This is a genomic window from Paraburkholderia sediminicola (genome assembly GCF_046027825.1).
GTDB classification, from domain to species: Bacteria; Pseudomonadota; Gammaproteobacteria; order Burkholderiales; family Burkholderiaceae; genus Paraburkholderia; species Paraburkholderia sediminicola_D.
Genome location: NZ_JAQQDU010000122.1, coordinates 1 through 22,328, shown reverse-complemented (window position 1 = coordinate 22,328; position 22,328 = coordinate 1). Strand labels below are relative to the sequence as shown.

Here is a 22,328-nt window from a genome sequence, read left to right as displayed (position 1 = left end):
TATGTATGGACCGCGCCAGAAATGGCGCGAAGATGGCTCAACACGTGACACAACCGACTCACCTGAAGACCAACTGGAAACCACCTCGTTCAGGCGGACGCGCGCTTCTGCATCACGCGCTCGACGATGCTCAAGTAGTGATCGAGGTCCGGCGTCGCGCGGTTCTCTTCTTTTGCGCGATCGTCCCATTTGCGCAGGTGCAATGCGTCTTCCGCGTAGGGCTTCTGCAGGAATGCCTCAGCCTCCTCCTTACTGAAGATGCCACCCTGCAATTCCAGGCTCCGCACCGAATCGGCGGAAAGCTGACCAAAATAGGCGTCGTCAATGGCACATAGGCAGCGCTTGGCGTCGACGTGCAGCCGGATCGGCTCCAGCACCGCGTCTGACAACACCGGCCGCAAGAACGGCAGCGCAAAATACTGATGCAGATCGTCGATACCCCGCTCCGTCGGCGTTTCGCCCTGCAGATTCAGCAGATGACCAAGGTCGTGCAGAAACGCAGCGGCAACGAGTTCATCGTGAGCGCCCGCCTCTTCCGCCAACGCGCCGCTTTGCAGCGCATGTTCAAGCTGGGTCACCGGCTCGCCGCTGTAGGCAAGATTGCCGTATTGCTCGTATAGCGAACGGATGTCGTTCAGACTCAATGCCACGTTCTTACTCCCACGGTAATGAAAAGGTCTTCAGGTTGGTGAAGCTCTTCATCGCTTCCTGAACGCCTTCCTTATAGCCAAGCCCGGAATCCTTGATGCCGCCGAACGGCGTCAGCTCGATCCGGTATCCCGGCACTTCCCACACGTTGACCGTCCCCACGCGCAATTCGTTAATGAAACGCGTGATCGCGTCCTGCCGGTTCGTGCACACACCGGACGACAATCCGAACGCCGTCCCGTTACTGATACGAATGGCGTCGTCGAGCGTGTCGAAGGTGATGATCGGCGACACCGGGCCAAACGTTTCCTCGCGCACCAGTGTCATCGCCGGGTCGACGCCGTCCAGCACCGTCGGCGAGTAAAGCGCGCCATTGCGCTGGTTGCCGATACGCAAGCGCGCCCCACTCGCGACCGCCTCGTTGACGCGCGCCTCGAATAGTTCTGCTGCAGCAATGTCGATCACGGTGCCCATCTGATTCGATGCGTCGAACGGATCGCCGTAGGTCCATGCGCGCGTCTTCTCCACGACCAGATCGGTGAAGTCCGCCGCGATGCTCTTCTGCACCAGCATCCGCTTGACTGCAGTACACCGCTGCCCGGAGTTCTTATACGAGCCCTGCACGGCCAGGGTCGCCGCGCGTTCGAGATCGGCGTCTTCGAGCACGATCAGCGGATCGTTGCCGCCCAGTTCCAGCACGACGCGCCGGTAAGCCGCCTTCGCCGCAATATATTTGCCAATCGCGACGCCGCCCGTGAAGGTCACGAGCTCTGCCAGCGGATGCGTGATCAGTTCGTCAGCGATTTCGCGCGGATCACCGGTCAGCACCTGCAGCATCGGTGCCGGCAAACCCGCTTCATAAAGAATGTCCGCCAGATACAACGCCGACAAAGGCACTTTCTCCGACGGCTTCAGCACGACACGATTATTGGTTGCAATAGCCGGCGCGATCTTGTGCGCGACCTGGTTCATCGGATGGTTGAACGGTGTAATCGCGACAATCACACCCGCCAACGGCTCGCGCTGCGAAAACACCCGCCGCTTCTTGCCATGCGGTGTCAAATCGCAGGAGAAGCTCTGACCGTCGTCGCGCAAGGCTTCGATCGAGGCAAACTTGAAGACATCGGCGACGCGGCCGATCTCGTAGCGCGAATCCTGCTTCGACAAACCCGACTCGAGCGAAATCAGGTCCGAGGCCTCCTCGGTCCGCTCCCGCAGCAATGCCGCGGCGCGTTCGAGAATCTGCGAGCGCTCGTAGCGCGTGAGCTTCGCCTCATACGCGGCGCCATAGTCGAATGCGGCGCGCACATCGTCGACGCTCGCCAACGGGACGGTGCCCACTCGCGTCCCCGTAAAAGGATCGAACACGTCAAGTGTGCGCGAGCGCGTCGCGCGCTCGCCTTTGAGCCGCAGCGCTTCTGCCCGAAACGCCGGATGGTCCCGCAACTCGGCGTTCATGATGCCGACACGTGATTCAACGCGACGTCGAAGATATCGAAGTTGCGTAACCGCTTACCGGTCGGCAACCCCTCGACGCGACGATTGAACAGCAGCGGCACTTCCTGCTCGGAGATGCCACCGTGCGAGCGCAATGGCACGGTCAGTCCGGACAGATCGTGCTCATCTCGACGCGTACCGAGCACCACATGCCGGGTACTAACCACGACGATATCGCCGACGCGGTCGTTCGGCAGCTCAAAGCGCTCACACGCCGCGCCGTTGTCGAGCACGACCTCGATGCCTTGCAAGCCGCCGATCCGCTCGATCACCTGCGCGACGCTCACATCATGCGGCAGATAGATCGTTGCGAACGAACCGAGCGCGCCGTGGTGCACGACATAGGGATCGGTAATCGGCAGGATCACACGCGCTTTCCCGTGCCCAAGCCAATCGTCCAGCACGTCCTGCAGATAGATCACATTCGGCTCGCCGGTTTTCGGATCGTGCTTGGCGTTCATGCCGTGGTCGGCGGTCAGGCCAATCACCCAGCCAAGCGCGTCGAGCTTCGCGAGGTAGCCGTCCATCATTGCGTAGAACGCATTCGCGCCTTCGGTGCCCGGTGCCCATTTGTGCTGGATGTAATCGGTGGTCGACAGATACATCAGGTCGAGCTTGCGGGTTTCAGCAAGCCGTACGCCAGCGGCGAACACGAATTCGGACAGACCCGCGCTATAGACATCTGGCACAGGCAAGCCGACCAGATCGAGCACGTCATCGATACCGTTTTCTTCCCGCGTCACCGTGTCGGCTTTTTCCGCTGAGAAACAGATACCCTTCAACTGCCAGCCGAGCAAACGGCGCAGCTTGTCTTTCGCGGTGACCACGGCAACCGAAGCGCCGGCTTCAGCAGCGGCCGCCAGCAAGGTTCCTGCGCGCAGATAGGCGGGATCGTTCATCATCACTTCCGCGCCTTTGCCGCCGTTCGCGTCCGGGTCCCAGAAGTAATTGCCGCAGATACCGTGCACCGAGGGCGGCACGCCGCACACGATAGAGAGATTGTTCGGGTTGGTGAACGACGGAATCACGCAGTCGCCCTTGAAGGCCGCGCCGCTTTTGAGCATCTTGCCGATGAAAGGCGCGACGCCCGCCGCGACCGCGGCTTCGAGGTAATCGTATTCGCAGCCGTCGACGCACACCACGACGGTTGGTTGCGAGGGCAGCCGGTAGCTGCGGCCGTTGACTTCGATCGTACGTTCGCTTGGGTTTGCCATTGTTACCTTCCATGCATGGAGAGCACGCGTGCTCTAGTCAATCTGTTGCAACCAGTCTCAATCGTTCGATGCCGCCGACATCTGCACCGCGCCCAACAGCCCCGCCGGCTCGCACGCCTCACGCGCGCGCTGCAGGCCGCCGTTCACATGCGCGTGCATCAGCGCGGCAGCATGTTCAGCGTCGCGCGAGGCCAGCGCCGTCAGAATCGCGCGATGTTCGGCGAGCGAGCGCTCCATCGCATCGGCATGCACCACCAGCGCGGCACGGCGAAACAGGCTCAACTCACTCACCAGCCTTCGATACGTCTCGTACAGCTTGACGTTGCCCGACGCCGCCACGATCGCGTCGTGAAACGCCACATTGGCGCGCGCGTAAGCATCGTGATCCTGCCCGTCGAGCGCGGCGCGCATCGCGTCGACCCACTCGCGCAATACGGCAAGCTTCTGCGCATCGATACGCGAAGCCAGCATCCGGCACGCCGCTTCTTCAAGCACCGCGCGCACCGCATAAATCTCGTCCGCTTCCGCCAGCGACACCGTCCGCACAAACACGCCACGGTTTTTTTCAGTGCGCACGAGGCCGGCTTGTTCCAGCGCGCGAAACGCCTCGCGCACCGGCCCGCGCGATACCTGCAGACGCGCGGCCCAGTCGGCTTCGTTGAGTTTGTCGCCGGGGGTGAGCGCCCCTTCGATGATGTGCCGTTCGATTTCGTCGCGCACCAGCGCCGTCAGCGAATGCCTGCGCACAACCTCAATCGGATCGACAGAAGCAGTTTGCATATATTCGGTCATTTTGACAAAGTTCGCCACATCGATATGTGTTTGCGCACCGCATGGCGCGCAAACACAACCATCAGGAGATGCGCGTCAGTCGGCCCGACGGCGCGGGACACGCGCCGCGATCAGCAGCAGCGCGGCAAGCGAGACCATCAGCAGAATCAGCGACAACGCGGAGGCTGGCAGGTAATAACCACGCTCCACCTGCCCGACCACAACGATCGGCACCGTCGCAAAGCCCGGCGGGTACACAGTAAGCGTGGCACCGAGTTCGCCGAGCGAGAGTGCGAAGCCGAGTGCCAGACTCGCGCGGATCGCCGGCACCAGTTGCGGCAGCACGACGCGGCGCAACACCATCGACGGCGGCGCACCGAGGCTCGCTGCCGCTTCGCGCAGAATGGTCAGCTCCGGACGCAACGCGGCCGCCGCGCATCGGTAGCAGAACGGCAGCACCAACGCGAGTTGCACGAAGACGACGATGGCTGCCGAACTCGACAGATCGAACGGCCGCTTGTGGTACGCGATCAGCACGGCGAGGCCAAGCACCACGCTCGGTACACCATTGGGCACCATGGCGATGGTGTCCACGAACGCGCCGAGACCACGCCGGTCACGCCCTTCGAGCGCCAGCGCCAGCCAGAGCCCGAGAATCGTGCCGAGCACCGCGACGCCCATGCCGATTTCGAGGCTGGTAGTCAGTGCGTCGAAGTCGCTGGAACCCAGCCGTTCGAACCAGCGCGTGCTGAGGCTGTCCGGAAAGATCGTGCCCGACCAGTGCCCGGCCACGCTTGATAGCGCGACCACCAGCACCGGCAAGACGAACAGCCAGAAGCACAGCAACGCGGCAAAGCCGAGAAACAGGCTGCCCAGCATCCGCACCAGCAGGCTGTGGCGGACCGGCCGCGCCTTCTTGTGCATGACCGGCAAAACGGTCGGGTCGAGTTCAACGGCCATGGCCCGCTCCTTTCACCTTGCGACGGTTGACCTGGCGGTACAACGCGTACAGCGACAAAGACATGATCAGCATCACGACCGCGCCGGCGGCGGCGGTCGGCAGATCGAGGTCGACGGTCGCGGAACTGTAGATCGCGACCGGCAGCGTGATCAGATGCGCGCTGCCGAGCACGAGCAGAATGCCGAACTCGTTCAACGTCAGCAGAAAACACAGGATCGTGCCCGCGGCGATGCCCGGCCACGCGAGTGGCAGGATCACCTTGTACGCGACCATCGAGCCGCTTGCGCCGAGACTGCGGGCGGCTTCGATCAAGCGCATATCGAGCGTGGCGAACGACGCCAGCGTCGGACGCACGACAAACGGCGCGTAGAAGACCACTTCCGCGAGAATCACCCCACCCACACCGAACAGGAAATTAAGCGGTGGCGCCTCGAGATGAAACAGCCGCTGCAAACCAATGCTGACCGAGCCTTGCGAGCCGTACAGAAAGATCAGGGTGAACGCGACCAGAAACGACGGAAACGCGACGAACAGTTCGAGAAAGCGCGTAATCATCCGCGCGCCGGGAAACGGCTTGAAGAACAATAGCGACGCCAACGCGACGCCGAGCAAGGACGCAAGCCCGGCGCTGACGAACAGGATCCACAGCGTCGTACCCACTACGCCGCGCGTCTCCGGGTTACCGAAGAACGTCGAGTACGCTTGCAGACTCAAACCGTGCTGACCGGTCAAACTCAATAGCACCAGGCGCACCAGCGGATAAATGACGAGCGGACCGAGCACGACGACTGCGATGAACAGCAGATGCCATTGCGCGGCGCGTTCGCGACGCTTCACCGAGGCCGTATGCGCGGCGGCGCTGGCGGCACGGCGAGCGTCAGCAGCAGCGGCGCTGAGCGAATTGGGGGTATCAGGGGTTGATAAGGACGACATCGTCAGCCTCATAACGCAGGGAAACACGCGCGCCCTTCTCCGGCATCATGCCGTTGCCGCGCTGCATGGTGACGAGTACAGGCTCATTGGGCATCGCGTCCAGCGCGACCGACACCGACAGCACCGCGCCGTACCATTCGACCGATGCAATCGCGCCATGCAACTGGCCTTCGCCGAGCGGCACGATACGCAGCGCTTCCGGACGCAGACACGCGACCCGGTCACGCTCGTTATAACGCACGTCGCCCATGCTGAAGGCGATCTGCGGCGGCAACAGATTGGCCGCGCCCAGATAGCGCGCGACAAAACCGTCGCTCGGCGTGTCGTACAACTGTTGCGGCGTGCCGAGTTGCGCGATGCGGCCTTCGCGCATCAGCAGCGTGCGGTCGGACAGCACCAGCGCGTCGTCCTGATCGTGCGTCACGCAGACGATCGTCAGATTCGGCAGGCGCTCATGCAGCGCCTTCAGTTCGGAACGCACCGAGGCGCGCAGATTGGCGTCGAGTGCGGAAAGCGGTTCGTCGAGCAACAGCACATCGGGCTCGATCACGAGCGCGCGCGCCAGGGCCACACGCTGCTGCATGCCACCTGACAATTGCGCGGGCATGTGATGCCCGGCATCGCCCAGTTGCACGAGCTTCAAGGCATCGGCAACGCGTCGCGCGACATCCTTCGAGGGCGTGCGGCGCGCGCGCAACCCGAAGGCCACGTTATCGAACACCGACAGATGCGGGAACAGCGCATAGCTCTGAAACAGCAAGCCGAGATTGCGCTTATGCGGCGGCACATGCGTCAGGTCGTGACCGGCAACGGTCAGCGTACCGGACAGTCCGTCCGCTTCAATGAACCCGGCGATGAAGCGCAACAGCGTGGTCTTGCCGCAACCGCTGCGGCCGAGCACCGTGAGCAATTCGCCGCGCTGAATGGTCAGCGACAGATCGTCGAGCACGGTGCGCGTTCCGAAGCGCACCGTCAGATGGTCGATCTGCACGCCGCCCGGCGTGTTCGAACGCGCGGCGTCGAGCGCGTCCTGTGAGGCGCCGAGCGCGCCTGGGTGAGCAAGACTGGCCGTATTCACCGGGTTCATCCTCCGACTAGATTAATGCTGATACGGCGCCTCGCACGGATGCAGAGGGCGCCGCCTGACTCAAAAGCGAACCGCGGCTTACTTCGGCTTGACCACTTCGAGCTGCTTGCCCGACGAACCGATCACGTCGCTCTTCCAACGCGCCGTCCAGTCAGCCTTCTTCGCCATCACCTGGTTCCAGTCCACCGGGATCAGCGTCACGCCGGCGATCGCCTGCTTGACTGCTTCGCCGTTCTTGCCTGCGAGCGGCACGTCGGTGCGGCCCGGGATACCGAAGATGTCCGGCACCTTGGCTTGCACGTCGGTCGACATCAGATAGTCGATCAGCTTCTTGCCTTCTGCCTGGTTCGGGCCGTTCTTGATCAGGCCGATCGCGTACGGCAGCTGGAACGTGGTCGGCTTGCCGCCGGCGCTGGCTGCGAGGAAGATCGGCTTGAGCGACAGACCGCCGTTCGCAGCATCGTCCAGATCCATCTGCAGGTCGCCGTTAGCGAAGGCGATTTCGTTACGCGAGAGCAGCACGTCGAGGTAACCCGTGCCCTTGGTGTGGAACTTGGCGCTCGCTTCGAGCTTCTTCAGATAGTCGAACGCCTTGTCTTCGCCCATCAGCGACGTGGTCAGGATGATCACAGCCATCCCGTCGCCAGCCGTGGCCGGGTTCGAGTAGGCAACCTTGCCGGTGTAGTCCGGGTGCAGCAGGTCGGCGAACGTCTTCGGCTGGTTCCTGGTGACGTCCGGGTTGATCGCGAACGAAAAGTAGTTGTTCACGAAGGTCGCCCATGCACCGTTCGGCGCCTTGGCGATCGCCGGCACGTTCTTGTAGTTGGCGCTCTGATACGCCTGCAGCAGGCCGGCCTGGTCGGCTTGCTGGATGAACGGCGGCAACGTGACGATCACGTCGGCCTTCGGCTGATCCTTCTCGATGGTGGCGCGGTTCACCACTTCGCCGCTACCTGCCGTGACGATGTTGACCTTCACGCCTTCCTGCTTTTCGAAGGCCGGCAGCACATCTTTATAGAGGTTTTCAAGGCCGTCTGCGGTGTACAGGACCACTGCGTCAGCCGCATGGGCCTGCATCGCCGTGCCGCCGAATGCTGCAGCGGCGATCAGCGCCGGCAACAGTTTGCGTGCGAGGCCAGCCGTGGCGTGAAGGGAATTCGTCTTTGTCATGTCGCTCTCTCCGAAAGGCAAAAAACCAGACGGTCGGGATAACCCGATACCTGTTGTGATTGAACGGCAGTAGCGCCGTGCCGCTTGCGTGTTGCCCGCAGCCAGTTGTCGTGCAGTTTCGCGCAGATTGCAGATTGCCGACAACTTTACTGCTTCTTCTCCAGCCTGACTTACAGCTCACCTACGACACTCGCGCTGCCTGCCATGCCTGATCGGGCACAGCAAGGATTACAGGTTTCCATGACAACGCCATGACTATTCTGTCGAATTCCAAAAAATGACACAATTCGCCAATAATATCCAAGTCAAACTTTTCTTCAGCTTGACCGGGTAACGAACATTCATCTGATAACGGAGGCTGTGTGATCCTTGGAAACGACCCCATCCTGCTGACCCCGGGCCCGCTCACCACCTCGCCGCAAACTCGCGAAGCCATGCTGCACGACTGGGGATCGTGGGACGCCGCGTTCAATCGTATGACCCATAGCGTGTGCGCCGACCTCGTGAAAATCGTACATGGCGAAAATGACTATGTATGTGTGCCGCTTCAAGGCAGCGGCACGTTTGCGGTCGAAGCGGCGTTGGGTACGCTGGTGACACGTCAAGGCTGCGTGCTGGTTCCGAACAACGGCGCGTACTGTACCCGTCTCATCCGAATATTGCAGCGAATGGGGATCGCTTACGTGGAACTGGCCCTACGCGAGGACGAACCGGTCAGCGCCGCGGCCATCGAAGACGCCTTCAATCACAACTCGCGGATCAGCCACGTCGCCCAGGTCCATCTGGAAACGAGCGCGGGTCTACTCAATCCGCTCGACGATATCGCCGCGGTGTGTCAGCGGCACGGCAAGAGCCTGATCGTGGACGCGATGAGCTCGTTCGGCGCGCTGCCGATCGATTTGCGGCGCGGCGGCATCGATGCGCTGATCTCGGCGAGCGGCAAGTGCCTGGAAGGCGTGCCGGGCATGGGATTCGTGATTGTGCGGCGCAGCGTGCTGGAACAGAGCGAAGGACGTTCGCCGTCGCTTGCGCTGGATCTGCACGATCAATACGTCTATATGCAGAAGACGACTCAGTGGCGCTTCACGCCGCCGACGCATGTGGTCGCCGCTTTGCGCAAGGCACTCGATCAGTTCATCGCCGAAGGGGGACAAGCGGCGCGCAGCGCACGTTATACGCAGAACTGCGCGGCGCTGGTAAGCGACATGAAAGCACTCGGCTTCGAGCCGTTCCTGAACCCTGCCGTGCAAGCGCCGGTGATTGTCACGTTCCACGCACCGCGCGACCCAGCGTGGAATTTCGCGGACTTTTATGCTGCGGTGCGCGACGCGGGTTACGTGCTGTATCCGGGCAAGCTCACGCAAGTGGACACCTTCCGCGTGGGCTGCATCGGCGCAATCGATGCGAACGAGCTGCATAACGCGGTGGCCGCGATCGGTCGCACGCTGCAACGGCTTGGGATTCGCGTGAAGTGACGGGGGCGCCACGGAACACCCGCGGCGCAAGAAACGCACGAGATGCACGAGGCGCCCGCTCATGCGCGCCGGCCATCAGCCGCGCGGGGCGCCTGTGCCCATGTGCTCACGCGATCAGGATTTCCGGCCCATGCGCCGTGATCGCCTTGGCGAGCGTCTTCTCCGGCGCCAACTCGGTTACCAGATAACGCGCCGACTCGATACCGTTGATGCGCACCGGCGTCACGCGCCCAAACTTCGAGTGGTCGGCGACGATCAGCACCATGTCGGCGGCGGCGATCATGCGGCTGCGCACTTCGGCCGCCATGCGGCTGTAGTCGGTCAGATAGCCGTCCGGCGAGATGCCGCCGGCACCGATGAAGGCGAAGTCCGCGTGGTACTGCGTCAACTGATGGACCGTGTCGAGGCCGAACGTGGCGTCTTCGATATCAGACAGTTCGCCGCCGAGCAGCGTCACGCGGTTATCGTTGCGCCGGCCAAGCAGCAGCGCGATACGCCAGTCGTTCGTATAGACCGACAGGCGATGCCGGTCGAGCAGCCCGCGGGCCACCGCTTGCGTGGTGCTGCCCGAGTCGATGACCAGCGAGGCGCCGTCCGGCACGAACTCGGCCGCGCGTTCGCCGATCGCCCGCTTGGCGCCAGCGTTGGCGGCTTCGCGTGTATCGAGGTCGGGCTCGCGCCGGTCGCTGGACAGCGCGCCGCCGTGGGTCGTGACCAGCAGGCCGCGCCCGGCCAGCGCATTCAGATCGCGGCGGATCGTCTCGCGCGATACGTTCAGTTCGCGCACCAGCTCGGCAACCGAGAGCGCGCCGGTTTTGGCGACTTGCGCCAGGATGTATTGGTGACGTTGTTCTGCGAGCATTGACGGCTTTTCCTTCATCATCCCGCAAGAGGCTTGTCACGCGGGGCGTTTCTTGATCAAACTCCCTTCAGATAAGGGCTTTTTGCATCTTCAATCTGCACAGCAAGAGGTATCTACGGTCATCTGCAAGTTGCTAAACGCTAGATGTTGGCGTAACTTTTTTCACTCACTCGCCGAAAACCTACGCCGACCATGCGATTTGATGCCTAGGCCGCGAAACAGCTAAAGCCGGATACCCACATGGGCTTCAAGGCGTTCCCAGGCCTTCGTCTGGAAGCGACCGCATCGCGGCGCAGTTGGACCTACCGATTCAAATCTCCGGTCGACGGCAGGATGCGTCAGCAGAAGCTGGGAGAGTGGCCAGCAATGTCCTACGCTGCCGCGATAGTCGAGTGGCAAGACATTCGGGCGCGCCGCGACGCTGGCGAAGACCCCGTTCTCACACGCAGGGCATCGAACCGGCCTGTGATGGCTTCGACGCCGGAATCATACACGGTGCGAAAACTGTGTGAGGATTTCCTCACGGGTCACATTGAAAGGTACCGTGATTCGCTCGGCGCCGCGCAGTCCCGTCGGCGCATCATGACAAAGATCGCCCCGATTGCCTGCTTACCAGCCGCCTCGATCACGCGAAAACAGGCGTTCGACCTGCTTGATGGGGAACGTCAGGCACCGCGGAACGCTGCCATTCTGCGCTCCGAGCTTGGCGCAGCGTGGTATTACGCGCTGGACGCGGGCCGCGTTCCAGAGGACACCCCAAACTGGTGGCGGCAGGTCATGCGCGGCAAACTGAGAAGCGTGGGACGAAAACGCGGCGGAAAAGGTGGAGAACGTCAAGCGCGTGCTCAGCGAAGACGAGCTAGCTATTCTCGTCCCGTGGCTGTCGAAGCTGTCAGAAACAATCTCCGACGTGCTTACCATGTATCTATGGACGGGGCTGCGCGGTGGCGAAATAGTCGTGATGGAAGGCAAGGAGATGTCGAAAGAGTCGGACGGCTTGTGGTGGACCACTCCAAAGGCGAAGACCAAGAACAAGAACCGGGCGTCCGTTACCGACCATCGCGTACCGCTGGCCGGGCGCGCGGAAAAGATTGTCCAGCGTCGGCTAGGACTGTACGGGAAAGGCTACCTGTTTCCGACTGCCGACAGCCGACAGCCGACAGCCGACAGCCGCCATATACCTCAGAAAAGCGTGCAGGCCGTTGTATGGGCGCACCAACCCTACTCGCTCAAGCCGGGTCAGACGTTGCGACCGCAACTACCTGTGTCACATTGGGCGCCGCACGATCTGCGCCGCACGTCCCGAACCATGCTGGCTGCTCTCGGGTGTCCGCACGAGGTGGCCGAGGCTGTTCTCGGCCACGTGCTGCCGGGCGTCGCGGGCGTGTATAACCGGCACGGATACGATAAGGAGAAGCGCGAATGGCTCACGCGGCTCGCAACCCGTCTTGAACATATAACGGGCAACGCCGGAGGCGCGGACAAAGAATAAGCGAATAGAACTGCGACTGCACATCGGGCGCCGCTCGTCGATCGATCTGATCGTTAGGCGGCGATGGATGATTTGCGGCGCCCACAATCTGTTTCTTTACCCTACCCGGAATGTTGGACGTCGCGCCGCCCCAACCACAGAACGCCTTAAACGGGCGACTATCGCGTACATCATTGTGCGCTACCTATCCTGGTGGAAGGCAAGCAGCGAGCCAATGACTGATCTCCCGATCCCCGTGACGGGTACGGACGCTGCACAAGCGTGGTTGAAAAAAGCACGGACGATCCTCGGTGCGGAGAGGTGCGTCAACGGGGTAGCTGACGACATCATTCTTCATCTCAAACTGAGTATCGTCGGGGCCGAGCGACGACAACCTCTACGGTAACGATGCCGGAAAACGCGAATGGCTCACGAAGCTGGCCGCTCGCCTTGAGGAATTTGCCGCTTTCTAGCGCCGGTGTTCTCCGGCGGCAGCAGGTCAGCAACCGGACGAGCATCAGCCCACTTCCGGACCTCGTGTGCGAGCCATCCCACCCTGCGGCCCGATAGTAACCGCGGTTCAGGGAAGCTTTTCTCGCGCACCAGTTTCTGTACGGTCGTCGGCGACAAGGAAAGCGCCTCTGCCACTTCTTTCAGAGAAAAACAGATTTTCATCGCCGTTTTCACCTTCCGTCTGTTGCCGATAACTCCCCATCCGCGCGGCACTGCTTCCAATACGAACGACGTGGGAATGTCGAGATACGGCTAACGCGTCAAACGTGTGCAAAGCGTACTTCTGAATCTAACGGATGAGGTCGAGTTGGGCAAATCGCCTCGCGAGAACAAAACTGCGTTTAGCGGCGCATCGATTGAACGATGACTTTCTCACGAGTTCCCCCGAAGTCCTATGCAAAATCAGCTTGAGCTGAAAATCATCGGCGCCATGCTTCCTGACGTGGATTTTTTTATTCCGCGTTCCGTAAAGCGTATGTGGCAAGCAGCCTTTCGGGGCATGAATGAAGTCGCGTTTCTCACCTATCTCGCTGTCGTCTGACGCACTGGCTCATGCCTGCGGTGCCCAAGGATGCGCGCGGACTAATGTTTTCAGCGGGGTAAAGCTTTGGGCAATCTGCGGAGCCATTCGAAAAGGAAACTGCCAGTTGCTGGCTGAAGGAAGCAACCCCATCACGCTTGCCCCCCTCCCGTCCGTGACGCCCCACCGCTAAAGATCGCCGTCGACAACGACGCTGCGAATCCTTCGCTCGAGATCGACTGCGACGGAGGGATGCCAAATCGCCCGCAGCGCCTTGTCTGTCGGGCCATCGACTAAGCCAAGCTTCGCCAGATTGTGCTGAAAACGTTCGGATTTTCTGAAATACTACACGACGCGCTAACGCCGTTGGCATCCGAAATAAGACTTGCGTTCGTGTATGGTTCCGTAGCGCAAAACCGTGATCATGCCGGCAGTGACGTTGACCTGATGATCATCAGTGATACCCTTACCTATGGACAGATCATGGCGGCCCTTCAACCGGCGGAACAGGCTTTAGCACGCCCAATCCAGGTTACCCACTACACCATCAAGGAATTTCTGGAACGAAAGCAGCAAAAGCATCACTTCATTGCAGAAGTGCTTCATCACCCCAAGCTCATGATCATAGGAACCGAAGATGACATCGACCACACTCGATAATCTCGTTCGGATCGGGAAGCTAAAATCGCAGCCTCCAAGCCGAGGCGAATTCGAAAGTCTGCTCAACCTTGCCCGGACCCTGCTCGCCACGGTAACAGACAGCAAGGGTATGGCGACAGAGAGCCAGTTCGTCCTTGCATACGATGCGGCCCACGCTGCCTCGCGCGCCGCGCTGCGCGCTTTTGGCTACCGCAGCGAGGATCGCTATCTGGTCTTCCAATGCCTTGAGCATACGATCGACTGCCCCCCCCGAAAAGTGGCGAATACTTGACACCTGCCACCGCCGTCGCAATGCGGCCGAATATGAAGGCAACGTGGACCTTCCAGCCAGTCTGACGGCAGAACTTGTCGGCCTCACCGCCGAGCTTATTGACACCGCGTCAGGCCTGGACCAGATGCTCCCTTCAGATTGAGGCGCACGCGTCGCTAGTCCCGGCTCTAAAGGAAAACCACCAACTCCAGCGAAGGACGTCGGGCTGTACCATCCAGCGACCTGGCTCAACGAGGCTAGTCCGACCTGCCGTGTACGTCTGATGCCGACGTAACGGGAGGTCGCAGACAGGCAGTCCGCCTTTGCAATGGCCAGTTTATAACTGCGTGGCGCTGGATCGATACCGGAGCCAGTTGCCACATAACCGACAGCAAAGTACCGGCGGCGCATGAGGTGCGCATTAACGCTGCACTCGCGCTGGACATTCCGGTCAATAACGTCCACGCTCAGCTTCGCCCGCAGTTTCCCGCAGACATTGCTTCCTCCCTAGTCGACGCCATGCTCGCACCGTATGTTCGGTAGCCGCGTCACGGAAAGCGGACATGGCTTCGACAGACAGATAGCCGTTTACGGCGGTAACCAAACGCCCCGGTCATCCACGCGGGGTGCCTGATGGGCGGCGGTTCGGCCAAAGCCGACGGAGGGGCAGCCCGGGTTGTACGTCAGCAATCAGGCGGATTGCTGACGGTGACGGCATCGCGCAGCCGAACGGCAGCTTCCTGCATCGGCGAACACACTTCCGACCCACTTCTACCGTTCGACCCGGCGCCATATCAACGTCAGCTTCCGAGGGTACAAAATCCGCTCATCCTGTTACCTCGATCGACGGATTACACCGCATACGCCGGCATTCATACGCACGAAACGGTACAAGACCACCGACCACGAAATTGTTAGTCGTCGATTCACGACCGACACGAAGAAAGCTTTATGCGGTCATAGCCGGTGCCTGGCGATGGGTCCTCTGGCGCAAGGTTGTGCGCGAAGCCGGGCGCGAAGCGTCCGCCGCCGTCGGTATCCTCCCCGAGGAAGACGCTATGAAGCGGCTGGCCAAAGGCAGCGGTCTCGCTGGCGACGAACCACGGGTCATACTCGCTGCCTCGCTTGAGCAAGGGGACGTCGCCGTCGAAGACGAGAAAGCGCGCGGCCGGGTCGCTACTTAGATGCTCGAAGAAGGCGTGGTCGTCCCGCTTGTCGGAGCGGCGGTCGAGCGGGTTGAAGTTAAAGCCGATGGACGCGGAAAAGGCGGTCATCAAGGTCGTTGACATATGGGCGAGGGATTCGCAAGTATGGCACGGAGTTCAGTTCGGTCGCTCGCCGGGGTTCGGTCGGTGTCGATACCAAGGACGCCAGCCGGCCATCTTCCGTCGTTCGATCGAGCTGTCAGACGGCCATTCGAGCGTCGGTTCCGCCCAGACAACGGACCTTCCCCGACGGTCACGCTCGTCAAGTGATCGGCCATTACGGCTGTTGGCAATGTTCACGAAGCAGCCGTCCAAGTATTGAAAATACCACCAGTCTGGTCTGTGAAATCCTGAACCGGATACGTCCGCTGACGTTCAACATGATCGGGAGACTTCGCCAGACGCCGGGGTTGCCCGATGAGAAGAATTTCGTTCATCGACGTCAATCGCCTCCCGGGTAGCCATGCGAGATGAAATCGGAGTTTAGCGAGACTTACTTTTCACCGGTTGAGCACTGGCGCGCTTCCTTGTTGCAGCCTTTTTCGGCGTTGCAGGCGAGTTCGTCACGTTTGGTTTACCGGCAACGACGTCGCCAGATGTTGATTTACGTGGCCCAGCAGATGACTTGACTGGCAACTTCTTTGTTACCGATTTATTGTCCGCCTCAGTCTTCGCGGTCGCAGCTGGCTTCCGGGTTCTCGAGACAGCAGTCTTGGCCGCCTTCTTCGCTATCACCTTGCCTTCCGATGGCTTGGTACGTCCGGCAGCAGTCTTCACCGGTGCATAAGCTTCGGCCATCTCGATGCCAAACACATCGGCCACCAACGCGTCGTCGAGCACCTTGCCGGTAGCCGGGCGTTTTCTCGATTTAGGCAGGCCGGCACCGACCTGACTGACGAGATCATTGGCATCGACCCGCCGCAAGGCGAAGAGGAATTCTGGCTGCTGGTCGAGTCGCGCGCCGACGCCGTAGAGCACGGCAGCAACGTGCTTGCACATCGAAGCCCAGTCCGGGCAACTGCAATTGAACTTGATTTCCTTCGGCGCCGGGAAAAGACCGGTGCCAGGTTTGCTGATGCGCTCCATCACGGCTGTTGAGAGCTTGCCCTGCAAGAGTTCCACGATCGAATCGATCGACCCCGCGCAATCGGCTCCGATCGCTCGCCATTGCTTTTCAGGACACGTCGTCACGGTCACGGCAACCGTGTAGAGGCTCGAACCCATTACCTGGGCGCGGACTTCGCCTGCTGTAATCTTAAGGTCGATCACGGAACCGTTGCGCACATAGGTACGGCCGCGCGGCAGGCGGTTGGCATAGTCGCTATAGCCTTCCAGATTGTCGCACCATGCCTTGCCCCAGAACGTCTTGGCGATGGCACCGCGATACGACGCGATTGGCGACAGGACCGCACCGGCCTTCTTAGCCTTCGCGGCGGCTAGTTCAGCCTTTTTTCTGCGCTCGGCGACCGAGACATAAGGCTTCCATCCCCCGTAACTCATTGCGCTTCCTCTTGACGATCAATTTTCTTGCGCGGCATAAACGTCGAGCTTCACGAGATCGAGCAATTCGCGATCGCTCAACTCGGTGAGCAGGAGTTCCGCGCCGCCCTCCAGCACGTCCTTCACCAATTGCTGCTTCGCTTCGATCAACTGGTCGATACGCTCCTCGATCGTGCCACGGCAGATGAACTTATGCACCAGAACGTTTCTCTGCTGGCCGATACGAAACGCACGATCAGTCGCCTGATTTTCCACGGCCGGGTTCCACCACCGGTCATAGTGGATCACATGCGAAGCGGCGGTGAGATTCAGACCCGCCCCGCCGGCCTTGAGCGACAGCACGAAGAAGGGCGTCAGCTCATCTTCCTGGAATCGCTCGACCAATTCGCGGCGCTTTGCTACCGGGGTGCCACCATGGAGCACCAGACCTTCGCGTCCAAAGATTGAACCCAGAAATGCAGCGAGCGGCTCAGTGGTCTCGCGGAACTGGGTGAATACCAGCACCTTTTCCTGCTTGGCGGCAATGACTTCGGCCAGTTGGCGCAGGCGGGCGAACTTGCCGCTGTCTTCCGCCTTCCACGCCGCGTCGCCCAACCATTGCGACGGATGGTTGCATATCTGCTTGAAGCGCATCAGGAAGCTCAACACTACACCCTTGCGACCGATACCTTCGGCATCGTCAAGCGCGGCGGCCAGATCCTTCACCGCACGCTGATAAAGCGCCGCCTGGCTCGGGCTCAGGTGGCACCAGGCCTTGAGTTCGGCCTTGTCCGGAAGGTCGTCGATTACCCGCTTGTCAGTCTTCAGGCGGCGCAGGATGTAGGGCCGTACGAGAGTGCGCAGCGGGCCGAAATGCTCGGCCTTCGCCAGCCGCTTGGTAAAGTTCGCGAAGACTTTGTCCGAGCCCAGCAAACCGGGGTGGGTGAAATCGAAAATGGACCACAGATCGGACAGGCGGTTTTCCACGGGGGTTCCGGTCAGCGCGATGCGCGATTGTGCATGGAGCTGCTTGACCTGTCGCGTTTGCTTGGCGCTCGGATTCTTGATCGCCTGCGCTTCATCGACGACGGCGACGCGCCATTGGATGGTCCCCAGTACCGGCTGGCGAAGAAGTGAGCCAAAGCTGGTGACGACGAGATCGATGTCCGCAAGCCGCGCGGCGTCCAGCGCACGTAAATCGGTCGCCGGCATGACCGACGGATGGGCGACCAGCAGGCGCAAGCCGGGGGCGAAGCGCTCGGCCTCTGCCGCCCAGTTGGCCAGCAGCGATGCGGGGGCGACCAGCAGGCTAGGCCGCGCCTCGGCGCTTTCGCGCTTCAGCACCAGCAGCAGCGAGAGTACCTGCATGGTCTTGCCCAAGCCCATATCGTCCGCCAGGCAAGCGCCCAGTCCGAGCCGGGTGAGCAGGTACAACCACCGCACGCCGGCCTGTTGGTAGGGCCGCAGGCTGGCCTTGAGTTCGGGTCCCGGGCTGATCTGCGCCAAGCCCTCCGGCTGACGCAACTCTTGCAAGATGCCGGCCAGCCATGGCCCTGCAACAAGCTGCGACCAGTCGTGGTCAGTGGGGTCGCTGCTATCGTCGAGCGAAACACCCGCCAGAAGGCGTAGGGCCTCATTTAACGGCAGACCGGTTTTAGCCGCCTGTTCCATGGCCTCGAATCGCTTCAGGAGGCGACTGAGCTTTTTCTTGTCCACCTCGACCCAGCGACCACGGATGAGTTGCAAACCATCAGCGCCTTTAAGCAGATCCCTGACCTCAGAGGCGCTGAGACGCTCGCCGTCGAGGGACACCTCCGTATTGAAGTCGAGCAACGCCTCCTTACCTAGGAGCGAAGGCGGCCGAGCGCCGACGCTGGCTTTCGCCACGGGACGAGCAGGACGGCCCGACTGCCACACGCTTGGCGTGCGAACGACAATGCCTGCGGTTTCGAGTTTGGGCAAGTCAGTGAGAAAGCGGTGCGCGTCAAGCGGCGTCCAGCGCAGCGGATGGTATATCTCACCGGTATCCACCATTTCGCGAAGCCAATCGCAGTGTTCCGCGGCGCGCTGCACCGGCAGCAGTAGCGACAGGAGCTGCGCCTTGCTCCTCGCTCCCGAATATTCCGCCAGGGCTTGCGACAGCGGCTGGTGTTGCGCTTTGCCATGGGCCGACAGGCGCGAGGTGTAGGTCGCAAGGAATGCGAACGGTGACTCCGGGTCCTTGCGGTTCTCAGCGAGGTTGAAATGCACGCGGCCGACAAGATTCCAGGCCGGGTGACGCAACTTGAGGAAATCCTGAAGCGAGACTTTTGCGGTCGCCAGTTCCTGGTGCAAGGCGGTATTGATCTCGACCCACAGCGTGGCCAGCACATCTGGCGTTAGATACTCCCCGCCCGTCATCGGCGGCGCATCGGCAATCAGGGCATCGAAATCCTTGGCAGCAGGCGTGACGACCGCGATCTCGCCGCCTTCGGGCGTGGCGCACAAGGCGGTGACGTAGCGGGCGGCAAAATCACGCCACCAGGCCCATGCAGGCGGCAAAATGCGGCCGATTTCCGCCGTTCCCAGATGCAGCAGGCCATGCCCCGCACCAAGCGCAAAAGCACTGACTAGCCGCAGTCGTATTTCATCCGCCAATAGTGGCGCGGCGTCCACCGGCACCGCAAGCAGGTGTCCACCGGGCGTCAGGTGTGGCGCGAGAATGTCGGGAGCAGTCAAAAGCGCCCGTCCCAATCGCACTGTTGCAGCAAGCGCTGAAGCCGCGTATTTTCAAGGAGAGCGGCTGCGGAAGCAACCAGCAGGCCCTCCGGCCTAGCGCAGACTGGGCGAACCTCCGTTTGAGTCTGGTTCGACCGAATTATCGGGTGGACCAACCGTCCGGGGTTTGCCCGTCCGCTGCGTTGCACATGTCTTGTGAACTGTCTTTTCATCTGCTGTACCTGATCGCCAAGTAGTAATTCGCGGAAGTTCGCCCCCGGCTCTACCGCCGGCTGGCCAACCCTCAAGGCCACCCCCGCGAATCTCCGAATTCTGCCAAAAGAAACTACCCACCATGAAAGGGTACCAAAGCCTGAGTCATACGAGATGGGATGCCGATGACGCCTCGCGCCCGCGCGGCGAAAATCAGTTGACCCGGTTGTTACAAACGACTATATGGCAGGGTGTCTCGTTGGACCGACCTACGGACGTTCAACTCTGCTCCTTTGAACGTCCCTTCATGGCGGACTACCGCCGACCACCGACCGGTGTGAGTCACTCGATCGCGGTCGCTCGCGCCTATACTTCAAGCGCCCCTTGCTCCGCCCACGCAGCCATTACTTCGCGAACCCGCTTGTCGGGCGGACGGTGAAGGCGTAAAAACGTGGACGCTTTGCGTACTTGGGTGACGCCGCTTACGTCACCCAGCAAGGCATGCGAGGGAGGGGGCATGACATTCAAGGCTCGGTGGTACCGGGACAAGTTTGCGAAAAAACGTGACAAAGGCTTCTGTGGCTATCCGGTGGCAACGGTTGCCTTCTACGGGCCAGACGACACGAGAGCGACGAAGGTCTCCGTTTGCATCGTCGCGCACGAAGGTGCTGACGCCAACCCTATTGAGCGGTGGTTCTGCAAAACAACCGATGCGAGAATCGACCCAGAAGTCGCTGAAGCAATCGTTCGATTCATCGATCACCATGGTGCCAAATCGGTGGTGGCCGTCGATCGTATCGTCGGCTGCCCGCATGAGGAAGGCATTGACTACCCGGAAGGTGAAAAATGCGCGCAGTGTTCATTCTGGGCCAACCGTGATCGATGGAGCGGCGAGATCATCCAGTGAGACGTCAAGAGGCAAGCGCTTCCATCCTCACGCTAAGGCGTTCCTTACTCTGGTGAGCATCACCGTTAATGCACGGGGCAGAACCATGGGCTTTTCTTGCCGAACGTTTCTGGTCGCTCGTGACGATACCCTCTGGCGGCTGTCAAACGCCAAGTTCGACCGGATGCTGCGAGATCCGGCAAGCCACTGTCTGCCCGTTTTTGCGGGGCAACGAGCGCGAATGGCCCGCGTCGTGGTCGAGCTTGTGGCCAGAAACCCGGTGCGCGTCGTTCTGAACACGTTTTCCATTCTCACTTTCGATGCCGAAGGCCGCATTGACCCGGGCAGATTCGAAAAGCAGCAATTTTCCCTCGTGGAGTCGGCCGTCGCACCTGTCTTTGCTGTGTTCAATGTTGACGGCATCCAGACGGTCGTCGACGCAACCGCCCGATTCATTGCACAGGGAGGCCAATGGGTTCCGTCACGCGCTTTGGCGCGCGTCATAGATCAGACTGCCTTGGGCCAACGACAGTGCCGACACCTGTAGGCGGTCGCTCAAAGGCTGCTCTACGGTATCCAGTTTTCGATTCTCGAGTGTCGGAGATGGGTCGAAAGTGAGGAGGTCATATGGTCGTTGCGTAAGCCGCCACTCTCGAGCGATAAAATTCGTGGTTACCGGAGCACGCTTCTGCGGCGTGACATCCCGGACATGCATGCTCAAACCCGCGAGCAGTTCAACATCAGCTGGCAAAGGCATGGGGCATCACCGTTTATTTTCCAGTCCGGCATTCTAGCAACGACATGGGCAGATCCGGCGTTGCCGGAAGGCCCCGGCGCACGCAGCGAGCCGTGAAGCCCTGGTTACGAGACGTGTCCGCAAGGACCGCGCGCCATGACATTTCAGCGAGCTGTCACGGCCTCCTCCGCAGCCGCAGGAACCGGTAGTCCAGCACCGGTGACGGCGTCACCGCGAGCCTGACACGCTCACCGGGCGTCCCCGCCGCTTACGCTGCGGGCGGGCTTTCGCGCTGCGCGTCGAGCCGCGTAGCGCGTCTCGACCCTGCGGGCATCAATCCCTGACGCAAAACCTGAACCGCGCCCCCAACACCCTAACCTCCAGTCAGGTGAAGGCCGCAGGCGGCCTCCACATTCGCGCTCGCCGCGCGGCGGCTCATCCCGGTCAAACCCGACGCTTCGCTTCCACCAGTCTCCTGTGTTCCCGCCCGACACCCGCGACCGTAGCCGATGGCGCGCCAACGTCAAGGGGCGAGGGACCGTGTTGCCCGCACCCCTCCCCCGCCTTTTTTCCTTGACGTTGGCGCGCCACCGGCTCCTTGAGTCGCACGGGCGCGAACTCAGGAGACTGGCGGCGGTAAAGCCAACCCCGGGTTCCACCAGGACGAGCCCAACCCCTACAGCGGGGCGAATCTTGGAGCCCGGTCAGCGCAACACCGATCCACCCTTTTTATTGTTTCTTTCTCTGGAGACTGACATGCAACTCGCTTCCTCCTTCCGTTACGGCTCCCCGATGCTCCGCTCCGACTCCCCCCTCTCGGACGACCAGATCCGCCGCGTCGCCCCGTCCATCTTCGCGGATGGCAAGCACCAAAGCCGCTCGGAGCGCTACACCTACATCCCGACCATCGACGTACTTAGGGGTTTGCGCCATGAAGGCTTCCAGCCCTTCATGGTCTGCCAGACCCGCGTACGCGATCAGAACAAGCGCGAATTCACAAAACATCTGATTCGCATGCGCCCCGCGAATGAGATTACCGGCGAGGACGTCAACGAAATCATCCTCCTCAATTCGCACGAT

Annotated in this window: 20 protein-coding genes and 1 pseudogene; 8 read left to right on the top strand and 13 right to left on the bottom strand. The window is 61.3% G+C overall.

Annotation, left to right across the window (positions count from 1 at the left end):
• Positions 1-89: 89 nt before the first annotated feature.
• The 8 genes from PQQ96_RS37515 to phnS all read right to left on the bottom strand — a co-directional run bounded on the left by PQQ96_RS37515 (position 90) and on the right by phnS (position 8,281).
• Positions 90-650 (bottom strand): phosphonate degradation HD-domain oxygenase, encoded by a 561-nt coding sequence (locus tag PQQ96_RS37515; RefSeq protein WP_408301814.1) that lies wholly within the window; start codon positions 648-650, stop codon positions 90-92.
• A 4-nt stretch (positions 651-654) separates the two neighbouring features.
• Positions 655-2,106: a phosphonoacetaldehyde dehydrogenase gene (gene phnY, locus PQQ96_RS37510; protein WP_408301812.1), complete on the bottom strand. Its 1,452-nt coding sequence runs from the start codon at positions 2,104-2,106 to the stop codon at positions 655-657.
• Positions 2,103-3,359 (bottom strand): phosphonoacetate hydrolase, encoded by a 1,257-nt coding sequence (gene phnA, locus PQQ96_RS37505; protein ID WP_408301810.1) that lies wholly within the window; start codon positions 3,357-3,359, stop codon positions 2,103-2,105. Before phnA ends, phnY begins: the two co-directional genes overlap by 4 nt.
• Positions 3,360-3,416: 57 nt before the next feature.
• A complete protein-coding gene (locus PQQ96_RS37500) occupies positions 3,417-4,151 on the bottom strand; it encodes a phosphonate utilization associated transcriptional regulator (RefSeq protein ID WP_408301808.1) in 735 nt (244 codons plus the stop codon).
• A gap of 75 nt (positions 4,152-4,226) precedes the next feature.
• On the bottom strand, positions 4,227-5,090 hold the full coding sequence (gene phnV / locus PQQ96_RS37495; protein WP_408301806.1) for a 2-aminoethylphosphonate ABC transport system, membrane component PhnV: 864 nt from the start codon (positions 5,088-5,090) through the stop codon (positions 4,227-4,229).
• On the bottom strand, positions 5,080-6,024 hold the full coding sequence (locus tag PQQ96_RS37490) for a 2-aminoethylphosphonate ABC transporter permease subunit (RefSeq protein ID WP_408301805.1): 945 nt from the start codon (positions 6,022-6,024) through the stop codon (positions 5,080-5,082). The genes phnV and PQQ96_RS37490 overlap by 11 nt, the downstream gene beginning before the upstream one ends.
• Complete coding sequence (gene phnT / locus PQQ96_RS37485) at positions 6,002-7,102, bottom strand: 2-aminoethylphosphonate ABC transport system ATP-binding subunit PhnT (RefSeq protein ID WP_408301803.1); 1,101 nt, start codon at positions 7,100-7,102, stop codon at positions 6,002-6,004. The genes PQQ96_RS37490 and phnT overlap by 23 nt, the downstream gene beginning before the upstream one ends.
• Before the next feature lie 87 nt (positions 7,103-7,189).
• Positions 7,190-8,281 carry a 2-aminoethylphosphonate ABC transporter substrate-binding protein gene (phnS, locus tag PQQ96_RS37480; RefSeq protein ID WP_408301801.1) on the bottom strand — a complete coding sequence of 364 codons (1,092 nt, stop codon included), beginning with the start codon at positions 8,279-8,281 and terminating at the stop codon, positions 7,190-7,192.
• 362 nt (positions 8,282-8,643) lie between these two features.
• Between phnS and PQQ96_RS37475 the strand changes: the two genes are divergently transcribed.
• The gene (locus PQQ96_RS37475) at positions 8,644-9,756 is read left to right on the top strand and encodes a 2-aminoethylphosphonate--pyruvate transaminase (RefSeq protein WP_408301799.1); all 1,113 of its coding nucleotides are present in this window, start codon (positions 8,644-8,646) and stop codon (positions 9,754-9,756) included.
• Positions 9,757-9,862: 106 nt separating this feature from the next.
• On the opposite strand, the gene PQQ96_RS37470 is transcribed toward PQQ96_RS37475, so the two are convergent.
• On the bottom strand, positions 9,863-10,618 hold the full coding sequence (locus PQQ96_RS37470; protein WP_408301798.1) for a DeoR/GlpR family DNA-binding transcription regulator: 756 nt from the start codon (positions 10,616-10,618) through the stop codon (positions 9,863-9,865).
• A 240-nt stretch (positions 10,619-10,858) separates the two neighbouring features.
• Between PQQ96_RS37470 and PQQ96_RS37465 the strand changes: the two are divergent.
• Positions 10,859-12,110: pseudogene (locus PQQ96_RS37465) on the top strand (tyrosine-type recombinase/integrase).
• Positions 12,111-12,518: 408 nt separating this feature from the next.
• On the opposite strand, the gene PQQ96_RS37460 reads toward PQQ96_RS37465, so the two are convergent.
• Positions 12,519-12,764 carry a helix-turn-helix transcriptional regulator gene (locus PQQ96_RS37460; RefSeq protein WP_408301796.1) on the bottom strand — a complete coding sequence of 82 codons (246 nt, stop codon included), beginning with the start codon at positions 12,762-12,764 and terminating at the stop codon, positions 12,519-12,521.
• A 232-nt stretch (positions 12,765-12,996) separates the two neighbouring features.
• Here PQQ96_RS37460 and PQQ96_RS37455 point away from each other — a divergent pair, with 232 nt between their 5' ends.
• The 3 genes from PQQ96_RS37455 to PQQ96_RS37445 all read left to right on the top strand — a co-directional run bounded on the left by PQQ96_RS37455 (position 12,997) and on the right by PQQ96_RS37445 (position 14,053).
• The gene (locus PQQ96_RS37455; RefSeq protein ID WP_408301794.1) at positions 12,997-13,143 is read left to right on the top strand and encodes a hypothetical protein; all 147 of its coding nucleotides are present in this window, start codon (positions 12,997-12,999) and stop codon (positions 13,141-13,143) included.
• A gap of 294 nt (positions 13,144-13,437) precedes the next feature.
• Positions 13,438-13,782, top strand: coding sequence for a nucleotidyltransferase domain-containing protein (locus PQQ96_RS37450; protein ID WP_408301792.1), 345 nt, complete (start codon positions 13,438-13,440; stop codon positions 13,780-13,782).
• Positions 13,760-14,053, top strand: coding sequence for a hypothetical protein (locus PQQ96_RS37445; RefSeq protein ID WP_408301791.1), 294 nt, complete (start codon positions 13,760-13,762; stop codon positions 14,051-14,053). The genes PQQ96_RS37450 and PQQ96_RS37445 overlap by 23 nt, the downstream gene beginning before the upstream one ends.
• Before the next feature lie 905 nt (positions 14,054-14,958).
• Here PQQ96_RS37445 and PQQ96_RS37440 read toward each other — a convergent pair.
• The 3 genes from PQQ96_RS37440 to PQQ96_RS37430 all read right to left on the bottom strand — a co-directional run bounded on the left by PQQ96_RS37440 (position 14,959) and on the right by PQQ96_RS37430 (position 19,434).
• Entirely contained in the window at positions 14,959-15,306 is a 348-nt protein-coding gene (locus PQQ96_RS37440) for a hypothetical protein (RefSeq protein WP_408301789.1), read from the bottom strand.
• Positions 15,307-15,720: 414 nt separating this feature from the next.
• The gene (locus PQQ96_RS37435) at positions 15,721-16,737 is read right to left on the bottom strand and encodes an SWIM zinc finger family protein (protein ID WP_408301788.1); all 1,017 of its coding nucleotides are present in this window, start codon (positions 16,735-16,737) and stop codon (positions 15,721-15,723) included.
• Positions 16,738-16,755: 18 nt separating this feature from the next.
• Entirely contained in the window at positions 16,756-19,434 is a 2,679-nt protein-coding gene (locus PQQ96_RS37430) for a DEAD/DEAH box helicase (protein ID WP_408301786.1), read from the bottom strand.
• A gap of 709 nt (positions 19,435-20,143) precedes the next feature.
• Between PQQ96_RS37430 and PQQ96_RS37425 the strand changes: the two genes are divergently transcribed.
• The 3 genes from PQQ96_RS37425 to PQQ96_RS37415 form a co-directional block, all read left to right on the top strand.
• Positions 20,144-20,533 (top strand): hypothetical protein, encoded by a 390-nt coding sequence (locus PQQ96_RS37425; protein ID WP_408301785.1) that lies wholly within the window; start codon positions 20,144-20,146, stop codon positions 20,531-20,533.
• 52 nt (positions 20,534-20,585) lie between these two features.
• Positions 20,586-21,059: a hypothetical protein gene (locus PQQ96_RS37420; RefSeq protein ID WP_408301783.1), complete on the top strand. Its 474-nt coding sequence runs from the start codon at positions 20,586-20,588 to the stop codon at positions 21,057-21,059.
• A 945-nt stretch (positions 21,060-22,004) separates the two neighbouring features.
• Positions 22,005-22,328, top strand: a 324-nt coding sequence (locus PQQ96_RS37415) for a DUF932 domain-containing protein (protein ID WP_408301781.1), incomplete at its 3' end; no start/stop codon positions are given.